This is a genomic window from Seonamhaeicola sp. S2-3 (assembly GCF_001971785.1).
GTDB lineage: Bacteria > Bacteroidota > Bacteroidia > Flavobacteriales > Flavobacteriaceae > Seonamhaeicola.
This window is the reverse complement of sequence record NZ_CP019389.1, coordinates 1,975,748-1,988,510: the sequence shown is the minus strand read 5'-3', so window position 1 is coordinate 1,988,510 and position 12,763 is coordinate 1,975,748. Positions and strand designations below refer to the sequence as shown.

12 protein-coding genes are annotated in these 12,763 nt (G+C 31.6%); 6 read left to right on the top strand and 6 right to left on the bottom strand.

Going from position 1 to position 12,763, the window contains the following annotated elements; translation table 11 throughout:
* Positions 1-55: 55 nt before the first annotated feature.
* The 4 genes from arsM (at position 56) to BWZ22_RS09080 (ending at position 4,287) form a co-directional block, all read left to right on the top strand.
* Positions 56-1,027 (top strand): arsenosugar biosynthesis arsenite methyltransferase ArsM, encoded by a 972-nt coding sequence (arsM, locus tag BWZ22_RS09095; protein WP_076699500.1) that lies wholly within the window; start codon positions 56-58, stop codon positions 1,025-1,027.
* A 70-nt stretch (positions 1,028-1,097) separates the two neighbouring features.
* Positions 1,098-1,892, top strand: a complete 795-nt coding sequence (locus BWZ22_RS09090; RefSeq protein WP_083692253.1) for a DUF547 domain-containing protein — start codon at positions 1,098-1,100, stop codon at positions 1,890-1,892.
* A gap of 49 nt (positions 1,893-1,941) precedes the next feature.
* Positions 1,942-2,679 carry a TIGR04283 family arsenosugar biosynthesis glycosyltransferase gene (locus BWZ22_RS09085; protein WP_076699499.1) on the top strand — a complete coding sequence of 246 codons (738 nt, stop codon included), beginning with the start codon at positions 1,942-1,944 and terminating at the stop codon, positions 2,677-2,679.
* A 78-nt stretch (positions 2,680-2,757) separates the two neighbouring features.
* Positions 2,758-4,287, top strand: a complete 1,530-nt coding sequence (locus tag BWZ22_RS09080; RefSeq protein WP_076699498.1) for a carboxypeptidase-like regulatory domain-containing protein — start codon at positions 2,758-2,760, stop codon at positions 4,285-4,287.
* 2 nt (positions 4,288-4,289) lie between these two features.
* Here the strand turns inward: BWZ22_RS09080 and BWZ22_RS09075 are convergent, their stop codons facing one another.
* From BWZ22_RS09075 to BWZ22_RS09050, 6 genes are all read right to left on the bottom strand, one after another.
* Complete coding sequence (locus tag BWZ22_RS09075) at positions 4,290-5,021, bottom strand: metallophosphoesterase family protein (protein WP_076699494.1); 732 nt, start codon at positions 5,019-5,021, stop codon at positions 4,290-4,292.
* 70 nt (positions 5,022-5,091) lie between these two features.
* Positions 5,092-6,348, bottom strand: a complete 1,257-nt coding sequence (locus tag BWZ22_RS09070; protein WP_076699492.1) for a POTRA domain-containing protein — start codon at positions 6,346-6,348, stop codon at positions 5,092-5,094.
* A complete protein-coding gene (locus BWZ22_RS09065) occupies positions 6,348-7,082 on the bottom strand; it encodes a hypothetical protein (RefSeq protein ID WP_076699490.1) in 735 nt (244 codons plus the stop codon). The genes BWZ22_RS09070 and BWZ22_RS09065 overlap by 1 nt, the downstream gene beginning before the upstream one ends.
* On the bottom strand, positions 7,079-8,080 hold the full coding sequence (locus BWZ22_RS09060; RefSeq protein ID WP_076699489.1) for a glycoside hydrolase TIM-barrel-like domain-containing protein: 1,002 nt from the start codon (positions 8,078-8,080) through the stop codon (positions 7,079-7,081). The genes BWZ22_RS09065 and BWZ22_RS09060 overlap by 4 nt, the downstream gene beginning before the upstream one ends.
* Positions 8,081-8,120: 40 nt before the next feature.
* A complete protein-coding gene (locus BWZ22_RS09055; protein WP_076699487.1) occupies positions 8,121-9,035 on the bottom strand; it encodes a hypothetical protein in 915 nt (304 codons plus the stop codon).
* Positions 9,036-9,060: 25 nt separating this feature from the next.
* Positions 9,061-9,771, bottom strand: a complete 711-nt coding sequence (locus BWZ22_RS09050; RefSeq protein ID WP_076699486.1) for a DUF547 domain-containing protein — start codon at positions 9,769-9,771, stop codon at positions 9,061-9,063.
* A 204-nt stretch (positions 9,772-9,975) separates the two neighbouring features.
* Here BWZ22_RS09050 and BWZ22_RS09045 point away from each other — a divergent pair, with 204 nt between their 5' ends.
* Positions 9,976-11,322 carry an NAD(P)/FAD-dependent oxidoreductase gene (locus tag BWZ22_RS09045; protein ID WP_076699483.1) on the top strand — a complete coding sequence of 449 codons (1,347 nt, stop codon included), beginning with the start codon at positions 9,976-9,978 and terminating at the stop codon, positions 11,320-11,322.
* Between the two features lie 7 nt (positions 11,323-11,329).
* The gene (locus BWZ22_RS09040; protein ID WP_076699481.1) at positions 11,330-12,751 is read left to right on the top strand and encodes a 4Fe-4S binding protein; all 1,422 of its coding nucleotides are present in this window, start codon (positions 11,330-11,332) and stop codon (positions 12,749-12,751) included.
* The last annotated feature ends 12 nt before the right edge of the window (positions 12,752-12,763 follow it).

Genomic DNA, 12,763 nt, shown 5'->3' with positions numbered 1-12,763 from the left:
ACTCAATCATTCTGAAACTGAAAACTAATCACAGAAACTGAAAAACTTAGAAAAAATGAGCAACTATCTAGAAACCACTCACGATGTATATAAAGAAGCTGCACTAACTCCTGATGTTGGTCTGTGTTGTACCACCAATCCTATTTGGGAATTACCAGGATTAAAAATTCCTAAAATCATGCAAGAAATGAATTACGGCTGTGGCTCTACAGTGCATGCGCGCGATTTATCAAACAACCCTAAAATGCTATATGTAGGTGTAGGTGGTGGTATGGAACTACTACAATTCTCATATTTTAACAGAGAAAAAGGCGGTGTAATTGGTGTTGATGTAGTTGATGAAATGTTAGAAGCTTCACGTAAAAATTTTATTGAAGCCGAAGCGCTTAACCCTTGGTTTAAAAGTGAGTTTGTAGATTTACGTAAAGGCGATGCTCTTAACTTACCAGTTGAAGAAAATAGTATTGATGTTGCGGCACAAAATTGCCTATTCAATATTTTTAAAGAAAACGATTTAAAAAAAGCTATTGCCGAAATGTATCGTGTTTTAAAACCTCACGGACGCTTAGTTATGAGCGATCCAACTTGTGAGCAGCCAATGAATGATAATTTACGTAATGACGACCGCCTAAGAGCCCTTTGCCTTAGCGGAAGCTTACCTATTAAAGAATATGTAAAAATGTTAACCAATGCTGGTTTTGGTACTATTGAAATTAGAGCTAGAAAACCTTACAGAATATTAAGTCCTGAAGAATATGACACCAACGAATTAATTTACATTGAATCTATTGAAGTTGCTGCCATAAAAGACCCTATGCCTGCCGATGGTCCATGTGTATTTACAGGAAAAGCCGCTATTTATTTTGGAAATGAAGATTTCTTTAATGATAATGCTGGCCATATTTTACTAAAAAATCAACCTTTAGCTATTTGCGATAAAACAGCTACTAACCTAGCTGCACTTGGTAGAAATGATATTTTTATTAGTGAATCTACCTACCATTATGATGGTGGTGGCTGCTGTTAAAAAACTAACTATGATTCATTTTTTCACTCTGCTTTGTTGTTTAGTTTACTTGTTTCATTGTAAACCTAAAATGCAATCTATAACTACAAAAAAAACTAATAAAACTTCAATACACATAGCTAAGCAGCATGATAGCGTTTCAGAAAACATTCAAAATCGTGTTAATTTAAATAGTACAGCAACCCCATTCAATCAAGTTTTAACCAAACGTATTTTTAACACGCATTTTTTATGGAATAAACTTTTACAAAAGCATGTTTCAAAAAACGGTAATGTTAATTACAAAGGTTTTCTAAAAGACCAAAAAGATTTTTATGATTATTTACGCGCTTTAGATTTAATGTATAAGCATGAAAGTTTCAATACACTTTCAAAAGAAGAAAAACTTGCTTTTTGGATAAACGCTTACAATGCTTTTACGGTTGATTTAATTTTACGTAATTACCCTATTACTAGCATTAAAAATATAAAAGACCCTTGGAAAAAGCGCCTTTGGAAATTAGGTGATAAATGGTTTAATCTTGATGAAATTGAACATAAAATTTTACGTAAAATGAATGAACCTAGAATTCACTTTGCTATAAATTGCGCTTCAATATCATGTCCCAAATTACAAAATAAAGCTTTTACCCCTGAAAGCTTAGACACACAATTAACCAACGCTACAAAGGAGTTTTTATCAGATACTTCAAAAAATATTATTTCAAAAGACAGAATTAAAATTTCAAAAATATTTCAGTGGTTTTCAAAAGATTTTAAAACCAACGGCACTTTAATAGACTTTTTAAACACATACTCAACCGTACAAATTTCTGCTAATGCCAAAAAAAGTTTTTTAGATTATAACTGGAATTTAAATGAATGACTTGTACCATGCTAAACTTATTTCAAGCGCTCAAAAAATTGTAATTTAAGTGAATCATCAACTATCTATAATTATACCAACTTTAAATGAGGAAGCTTTTATTGAAAAATTGTTAAAACACCTGCTTCAAAATGCTTCCGAAGAAAATATTAAAGAAATATTAGTGGTTGATGGTGGCAGTACAGACAAAACAAAACACCTTGTAAGCCACATAATAGACACGCTATTACAAAACAAAACAAAGCACAATAATATAAAATTTTTAACTTCACAAAAAGGACGTGCCAAACAAATGAATATGGGTGCTAAACATGCAAAGGGCTCTATTTTATATTTTTTACATGCCGATTCATTTCCGCCTAAAAATTTTGATAAACTTATTATTAATGAAGTTAAAAAAGGTAACAAGGCTGGTTGTTTTAAAATGAAATTTAACAGCCAACATTGGTGGTTAAAATTTGCTGGATGGCTTACGCAATTCTCATGGAAAAGTGCCCGTGGTGGCGACCAAAGTTTGTTTGTAACTAAAAAACTTTTTAATATCATTGGCGGTTTCAATGAGCGCTTCGTTATTTATGAAGATAATGACTTTATTTTTAAACTTTACCAACAAAAACAATTTGTTGTTATACAAAAATGGCTTACAACATCAGCAAGACGCTACAACAAAACAGGCATTTGGCGCTTGCAATATCATTACCTAAATATTCATTTAAAAAAGTGGCTTGGTGCCAGTGCCGAAACTTTAAACAACTATTATTTAAAACATGTAGCTGTTAAAAAATAGCAAAAAAGCATGTAACAAAATGTTAATTAAGCGGTCTAGTTTTTGTAATGCCTTATTTTCATTACAAAATCAAAAAACATGAAACATATAATTACTAGAATTGTTTGCCTAATCACCATAACAACTTCGTTTGCTCAACAATCAATAAGTGCTAAATTATTAGACTCTACAACTCAAAAACCAATTCCGTACGCCAATATTAGTTTTGGAAAACAATCTGGCGTTATTTCAAACAGTAACGGGATATTTCAAATTCATTTTAAAAAGCACCTTAAGAAGAAAGACTCTTTAGTTATAAGCTGTATGGGCTATAAATCTAAATCTATTGCTGCTCAAAAATTTTCTGATAGTATTGTGTTTTTACAACCACAATCTATAGAGTTAGATGAAGTTTTAGTATCTAACAAAAAATACACACCGCTAGAAATTATTGAAAAAGCCCACGAAAATTTAAGTAAGAATTACAACTTCAATATTAGTAAAAGTAAGCTCTTTTTTAGAGAATCTAACTTTAACAACATCTCTAAAAACAACATAAGAGTAAAAGAGTCTTCTATTCCTGAATTTAACCAAGCGTTTATGGACAGTGTTATGAAAATCATGCCTAAAAACGCCTCTGATCATATTGAAATTTTAGGCAATTTTTATTCTAATCTAAGTAATGAAAACTCTCATAAACTAGACATTATAAAAGCTTCTCATCTTTATGACAAAAATTTAGAAGTATCTTTTGATGGTTTAGAAGAGCGTTTTAATACTATTTTTAAAAAGCACGTAAAACGCGACTCTTATTTCAAAATAAAATCGGGCATTTTTGGCACTAAAGAAGCAATAGATTCTACTCTATTTGATAGTGCAGACTCTAAAAAACAAAATGAAAGAGAAAAAACCGATGCTTTTATTGCTGAACAAAAAAAGAAAGAAACAGCCAGAAAAAAAGATTTTTTAAACCACAGAAAACAAACTATTGCTAGTTTAAAAAAAGGGAGTTTTATTTTTAAAGATTCTCATTTAAACTTTCTAGAGAAACCTAAAAAATACCTTTTTGAAATTTTAGACTACCTTTTTATTGGAGATGCTTTTGTTTATAAAATTAGTTTTAAACCTAAGCGAAGTGCAGATTATAAAGGTACTGTTTATGTAAACACAGAAGATTTTGCCATAATACGGGTAGATTATGAAAACGTAAATCTGCTTAAAAATTTTAAATTGCTAGGAATTTCATACCAAGAAAAGTTACACAAAGGCACACTAATTTATGAAAAAAACAGCACAGAAACCTATTCTCTTAAGTATGCAGAAGCTATAAATAACATAAACTTTGGTGTAAAACGCCCCTTAAAAATTATTGAGAAAAACAAACATGTAAAAGGTAGAAGAAAACAAAATGAATTATCTACAGAGCTTCATTTTGTAATGTCTAACACCACTAAAAAAGAATTGGTAGTTTTTGAAAATAAAATCATTACTGATGCTGATTTTAAAGCATTTAAGGAAAAACCAAATGTAAGCCCTACATATTTACCTGATTACGATCCTAAATTTTGGGAAAGCTACAATGTTATTGAACCTAACAAAGCTATTAAAGATTTTAAAAGTATTGAGTGATTTTATTTATTCCTACCCGTTTCATTGGGGTACAAATCTGGTAAATTATCACTTTGCCAAAACTCTTTTGTATCAATATCTATAGCAGATACTTTACCTTTAAAAGCTGCTCCCGTATCAATATTCCAAACATTAATGGCTTGCATTGGAACATCTGAATTAAAATTAGTAGTAGGTGTATGACCAATATAAATTTCTTTATAATGTTTTAATCGCTTAGGGTATAATTCTGAGTTTTCATGAATTTCTTTATCCATAGTTAAAGCCATTTCCCAAAGGGTTCTATCAAAATGCAAGGTTTGTTTAAACACTTCCTTTTCAACACCATGCATTGAGGTAAAGCCTGCATGCAAAAACAACCTATTTTCATCATCAATGTAGTAGCTTTTCATTTTTTCAAAAAACTCCAAATGCTTGGTTTTATCTTCTTCTGAAAAACCTTCATAACTCTCTATGGTTTCTTTACCACCATGAATATACCAAGTTGGAGGCACCTCTCCGCTTCTTAACCATTCTTCTGCCCATATATCATGGTTTCCTTTTATAAAAACACAATTTATTTTTTTAGATAACTCTATTAAAAACTGAATAACTTGGGCAGACTCACTCCAACCATCAACATAATCGCCTACAAAAATAAGGGTGTCCTCTTCTTTTATTTCTATTTTATTTAATACCTGAATTAAAGCCTGTAAACCTCCGTGAATATCTCCTATTGCAATAATGCGTGCCATTTTATAATACTTTTCTGCAAAACTATAGCAGAATTATAAAAAACAATGCTTTTTTAAAGTTAAGATTTAATTAAAAATATTGACCAATACCAAACACAAGCCCTTGTGAAGCATTTTGGGTGAGCCCAAAACCATAGTCTATTCTAAAAACCGCATTAAATATTTTTTTATGAATAAACCTGAGCCCTAACCCAGAATATACTTTAACATTATCACTGTTTGTAAAATCACTTAATGCACCGCCTGGGTTACGCCATGTACCACTATCTACAAATATATTACTTTGTAGGGCCACATTTTTTTTATCAATTAAAGTATGCCGATATTCTGTATTAAAAACTATAGCGCCTGTACCTCTATCAATGGTGTTACCAACACCTCTAATGTTTATATTATTATCTACTGAAAAAGGTGCAAAAGGTGTATTATCATTTTGTGATAAGCCAACGCGCATTCTGTTTGCCCAATTGCCTTTTTTGCCTACGCGTTTAAAATAGAAAAAGTCATTCCAAGTAATAAAAAAATTAGGCAGTTCACTATTGGTTGCTGTAACGTACTGAAAGTTAAACAAACTTCTAAACCCAGAAACATATTGGTAATGATAGCTTAAATTATTGTATTCATAAATTAACTTTGCTAACCATTTATTTACTTCTAAGCTTTGTGGTACCGTACTACTTGTTACACCAGCAACGTAATCATAATCTTCACTAAAATAGGTTGCACCAAACTCAATCCTGTTTTTAAAATTAATTTTATAAAGCCCTAAAACCTCAACAGACTCATTATTATACCTATAATCTGCAGAACTGTTATTAAAAAATACAGGCTCTAAAGTTGTTAAATCTTGTAAATTTATAGCTAAGCCTAATTTATTTGAGAATAAAAATGGGGCTCTAAAATTTATAGCATAAGAATCATAAATATCATGCTGATAAAAAGCTCCTAAACCAATATTTTGACCGAATAAATTAAACTCTGTAAGCCCTATTCTAAAGGCAAATTCGCCATTATTTGTAGTATAAATACTGGGTGAAGGTATTAAAGTGAAGCTTTCTTCAATATTAAAAACAACATTATAATTACCTGTTTCAGTTTTAAAAACCTGATAATAGGCGTGTGATACTGATGGCAATCTTTTTAAAAACTCCGTATCTTGGTTTAGCTGTAAAGAATCTAACACTCCACCAGCTTTAACTGTGCTTATCTTTTTAACAAAAGCTGCTTTAAGCCTTTTATTACCTTGTATTGTTACATTATTAACATGTCCTTGTGCGCTAATTTTAGCACAAAAAAACAATACGCATAATACAAGAAAACACCTCATTAATTTGCTACAAAAGATGAACTACTCACCGTGTTTACCCAATTATCTAAACTTACATCCATTACAATAAAATTATAGGTGTTATTTGACACTAAGTTTGGTGGTGTTCCGTTAGTTACATTCAAAACTACATTATTTAATTTATAATATTGAAATTTATTTTCGTGGGTGTAAGTTCCGGAAAGGAATTCAGAATTTTGTGTAGTTACAACCTGAAAAAATATAGCATTTAGGCTTTCATCAGCAATAGGCCAATTAAATTGAGGCATTTCCATTTGCTCTTGATTTATAGTTACAGCATTATTCCAAACTGTTGGCTGCGAAAACACTTTTGAACGTATAGGCGTTGAAATTTTAACAGTATCATCAACCATATAAACCACCACAAACCAATTTACTTTAGAGCGTACTTTAAATTGCTGCAATGTACCATCAATAAAGGGTTGCGCTACCGCTTTTACAAATTGGTATTTTGAAAAATCGTTACCATCAGTACCATCCGATTGGTATAATTTAAAATCTTTAGCACCAGCTTCAGGATAAAAATACACATTAATTAATCCTGCGGAAACCTCATCACTAGCGGCACAAGCAATAACATTATCTTTAATAAATTTTTTATTTGCAATGAATGTTGAAAGTATAGCTTCTTCATCTGCAACTAAAGGGACGTTATCATCACTATAACAGCTTACCATAAACAACACTAAAATTATGTATGCTATTTTTTTCATTCGAATTTTTTAAAATATGTACTTATTAATTTTTCTGCAGGTTTGTTTTGCGGTGTAAACATATGGTTTTGCGCTCCGCCAACTTGCTCATGGTTTACAAACCATTTCCAAACAAAACCACCTGCAAACCACTCTTTATGCCAAAAAGTTTCAAAAAGTGCTTTTGTGGCATTTACTTGTGCCTCTAAATTAACGCCTTGTATGCTTCGTTCACTTTTCCATGGTTCTCTACCTGAAAAATCTACGCTTCGGTAACCAAACTCTGTAAATAAAACAGGTTTATTAAATACCTTTTGCTTTGCTATAATTTCTGGCAAATGGTTATTCCAACCTTTCAAAGCATCTTCAAAAGTTGGCGTTTTAACATCGCTTACAGGAAAATAAGCATCAATACCTATAAAATCTAATTCACCCCAAAACGGTGTGCGTTTAAACTCATCCCAATTGGCTGCATAGGTTAATTTTCCTTTGTAAACCGTTTTAATTTTTTTTATAAGTTGAAACCAAAAGTTAGGCCTGTTTTTTATAAATGTTTCTAATTCTGTTCCAATACAAAAAATATCGGCATTTACCTCTTCAGCTAAAGCGGCGTATTCTAAAATAAATTTTGAATATGATGTTTCAAAAGCCTTCCAATTTTCTTCCGAAGTCATTTTAATAAACCCCGTAAACTCACCATGCCAAACCCAAATTTGAGGTTTTATCATTATTTTTATATGGTGTTTTTGTAGTGTTTCAACATATTGTTTTACACCTTTTGCGGTTTCACCAAACCATTGCCTATTGGTATTATAGGTTAACGTTGTACTGTTTAAACTTTTTACAAAGCCAAAAGGCATTACAGCCGCATAATTAGCATTTAGTTTTACAACCGGATTTACATGTGTTTCATTCAGAGCATTTCTAGATGCCACAAAACTAACACCATTTATTTTTTCAACTTGTGCTGTGCAAGATTGTAGCAACAGCAATAAAATTAGGAGCTTATATGTTTTCATTTTAAAAATATACAGCTCCTAAAGTACTATTAATTAATCCCTAAAACAAGGCTCTTAAACCTATATTAAACGTTTGCCCTAACCCAGAGCTTTTACCTCTTACAAAGTTGGTGTAAAGTGCTTCTATATTTAAAACATTGGTTAATTGGTATTTTGCACCACCACCAACGGCCGTAAAATCTTGAGAGAAATCATTACCTAAATCTAGCAACTGTGAGTGTTGTGCCAATGCTAAAACTGTAAATTTATTACTAGGAAAATAACTTAAAAATACACCCGGTGTTAAACGTAAACTGTTGTTTGCAAAACTACCTTCTAAAGAGGTTGAAAAATTTGGAGTGTATACATCTTCTTTTCCAAAGTTAAACTCTGTGTTTAATTCTGAAAAAATTTGCCAATCGCCACTTCCAAAGGTATAATCGTAAAAGAATCTATTTTGAAAAATGAATCCTTTTTGGTCAAAAAACACACCATCTTCAGTTTCATTACCTACTAAAGGAATGTGTAATGCTGTTTGAATAGTGAAGTTTGACACATTTTTTAACGGATTAAATTTTATTGCCGGCGCAATAGATGTTAAACCAGAACGAGCGGTTCCACGTTCACCATCAAACTTAAAAACATCAAGTGCACTTCTATCACCCACTACATTTGAACGAAACTCTAAAATAACACCTACGTTAAGTTTACTGTTTTTTGAAACGCCTGTAAATGCATCTAAAGTTGAAGTAAAATAGGTTTCTCTGCTAAGGTTTTTGGTAACATCACCATTTTCATCGGCTTCTTTAGTTTGGGTGTATAAATTATTAAACCACTTAATATCCCATTGTCCCTTTTTTAAAAGTTTTGATGGTGTGTAAGTTTGTATAACGCTACCCTTATTTTCTTGGTTTTCTTCTTGTGAAAAAGCAGTAAATGCTAAAGCCACAAATACTATGGTTATTAGTTTTTTCATGTGTATGTATAATTATTTTTTTTGATTATTGTTTATTAAGTTGCCAGTTATACTCAACGTATTTTATTTTGAAATTAGCTGGTATTTTTTCGGTTCTGTACTTATTTATAAAGTCTATTTCAGTAGTGCCATTCATAGTAAAATCTTCTTTGTACCACTCCATTATTTGTGATACCTCTACACGTTTCTTTTTAATATTCACCATTAAAAAATCACCATTCATAGCTTTCTTTGTTTGCGTATCCATTTGTGTATTTAACGTAGAAGGCAAATACGCTTCACTAATTAATGGCGGGCAACCAATGGCACCACAAACTAATACAAAATGAAAACGAGCATCATTAAATTGGTCACGTAATAATTTGTGCTCTATATCATTTAGCGTTATATTTTTTCCGCCAATATTGTGTTTAACTTTATCAAAAAAACCAGCATTTGCTAATGGCGAATTGGTTGGAAAATTATCTATTATACCTTTTATTACTGAAAGATTATAAGCGTTAATCCAAAATGCTTGATACATATTTGCATTGTTTTTTGATACGTTTACTGCCTGTGCTAATGCTATAATTTTATTTAAATCTTCAGGGTTTTTATGTATTTTATCATAAGCAACTTTGCCATTAGTTACATAGGTTTTAAAAAATGTATTGGCACTTTCAAAAAAGCTATTGGCTGTTTGTGCTGTTCCTTTTAAACCAAAAGTTAATAGTGCTATAATTAGTATTTTTTTCATGTTTTGAAATTTATTTTTTTGACAAAGTAACAACTGGTAAGTCGAACAAAATGTTAGCTAACTTACAAAACCCGAAAAAAAAATTAGCGTCTTAATAAACGTAAACACCTTACAAATAAAGAGTAATTTGAAGCCATTCTAAATTAAAACGCTGCATTAAGTTCTTATCTTTAGTTCCGACTCAATTCTCATAATTCAACAAAAATGGAGCATATTGTCATTATTGGAAACGGAATTTCTGGTGTAACAGCAGCTAGACACATACGTAAATTATCTGATAAAAAAATCACTATTATTTCTGCCGAAACAGATTATTTCTTTTCTCGTACTGCCCTTATGTATGTATATATGGGGCATATGAAATTTGAACATACCCAACCCTATGAAAATTGGTTTTGGAAAAAAAACAGAATTGAATTAAAAAAAGGGTACGTTACAAGGGTAGACACTAAACAAAAAACGCTTCACTTTATAAATAATGACACCTTACAGTATGATAAACTAATAATAGCTACAGGTAGCAAACCCAATAAATTTGGGTGGCCTGGGCAAGATTTAGATGGTGTTATGGGCATGTACCACAAACAAGATTTAGAAAGTCTTGAAAAATTTGCCCCTAATAACAACGTTTGCAAGAGAGCCGTAATTGTTGGTGGTGGTTTAATTGGAATTGAATTAGCTGAAATGCTTCATTCCAGACATATTCCTGTTACTTTTTTAGTAAGAGAAAGCAGCTTTTGGAACAAAGTTTTGCCCAAACAGGAATCTGAAATGATAAACAAAGAAATTATTAGCAATGGGATTGATTTGCGTTTAGGGGTTAATCTAAAAGAAATAAAACCCGATGAAAACGGAAAGGTTAAATCTATTGTCATTGCTGAAACCGGAGAAGAAATTCCATGCAATGTGGTTGGATTAACTGCTGGTGTTTCTCCTAATATTGATTTCATTAAAGATTCTGAAATTGAAACCAATCACGGTGTAAAAGTTAATAGATACTTAGAAACTAACATCCCAGATGTATATGCTATTGGTGATTGTGCAGAACAACATGAAGCAATAGGAAACAGAAGACCCATAGAAGCCGTTTGGTACACAGGAAGAATGATGGGAGAAACTGTGGCACAAACCATTTGCAAAAATAGAATACCATACAAACCAGGGCACTGGTTTAACTCTGCCAAATTTTTTGATATTGAGTATCAAACTTACGGTTGGATTTGGGCAGAACCTAAAGAAAATGAAGCTCGATTTTATTGGCAGCATGAAAGTGAAAAAAAATGCATTCATATAAGCTTTGATAAAAACACTAAAGAATTTATTGGTATAAATTGTTTAGGAATTAGAATGCGGCATGAGTATTTTGATAAAGCATTAACAGAAAAAAGAACTGTAAATTATGTTTTAGAACATTTAGCTGATGCCAATTTTGACCCAGAATTCTATAAACTTCATGAACCCGAAATAGTAGCTAAATTCAATAACGAACATGGTACTAACATACATTTAAAAAAGAAAAGTTGGAAACGTATTTTTAACCTAACAAACTGAAGTAAATATGGATAAGCATTCAAGTTTTGCAATATCAAACCCTCATAAAGTAACCTTAGATAATATTCAAAAATTAGGTTTATGGTTAGGAATAAGTGGTTTATTAATACTTGTATTAGCCACTCTTAATGTTCATTTAGAACCCAAAAATATTTTTGTTTTAGTGTCTATAGGATTTATTTTAATAGGCACAACAGTTTATGCCAGAAGAACCTATTTAAAACAACCTTCAGGAATAAAAAACAACCATGTTTGGTTTAAATCGCTAACCAATCGTAGTGTATTAGGATGGTCCGTTGGAATTATCCTAACATTATTCTATGTGCTATTATACTGGTTTCCAAAATTTTTAGGATTAGGAATAAATGGCGAACCTAATTCAGGACTCATTGTTATGTTTGATAGTATAAGCATGTTTTTTAAAGAGCAACCAGCAAGCCAATGGTTTGTATACGGTACTTTATACACCTTAGCCATTTTGGCTTTAGGCATCAAATTCATGTATAAATACCGTCATAACCAATACCAACTAATACGCACAACAGTTGTAATTATCTCGCAATTATTCTTGGCTTATTTAATTCCTGAAATTTTAGAAGGCTTAAATTCTGAAACCCCATATTTTGCCAAAGACATTAAAAACATGTGGCCTTTAAACTACTATTTTTTTGAATCTTGGCACCTAGATAATATGCTAAACGGAGGCACTTTAGGCATGTTCTATTTGGTTGTAGGTATTTTTATGTTTTTGGTTTTTACACCAATTATCACCTATTTTGTTGGAAAACGCTGGTACTGCTCATGGATATGTGGTTGTGGTGGTTTAGCAGAAACTGCCGGAGATCCTTTTAGGCATTTATCATCAAAAAAATTATCAGCTTGGAAACTAGAACGCTGGTTAATTCACAGTGTCATGGTTTTTATTTTTATTGTAACCGTAGTAGTTCTTTATGGTTACTTTACAGGAAGCGGAGAATTCTTAGGATTAAGCATTTACAACTACTTTAGCAAACCTTACGGATTTTTAATTGGCGCCATGTTTTCTGGAGTTATTGGGGTTGGCTTTTATCCTATGCTGGGTAATAGAGTTTGGTGTCGTTTTGGTTGCCCATTAGCTGGTTACATGGGTATCATCCAACGCTTTAAATCTAGATTTAGAATTACCACCAACGGAGGACAGTGTATTTCTTGCGGAAACTGTTCAACCTATTGCGAGCAAGGAATTGATGTGCGCGCTTATGCTCAAAAAGGTGAAAATATAGTACGCGCCAGTTGTGTAGGATGTGGCATTTGTTCTGCTGTTTGCCCTAGAGGTGTATTAAAATTAGAAAACGGACCAGAAAAAGGTCGTATCAACCCAACTGATGTTTTATTAGGTAATGATGTAGATTTAATGAATTTGGTAAATAATAAAACTTCTAAATTTTAATTAATCATAGGT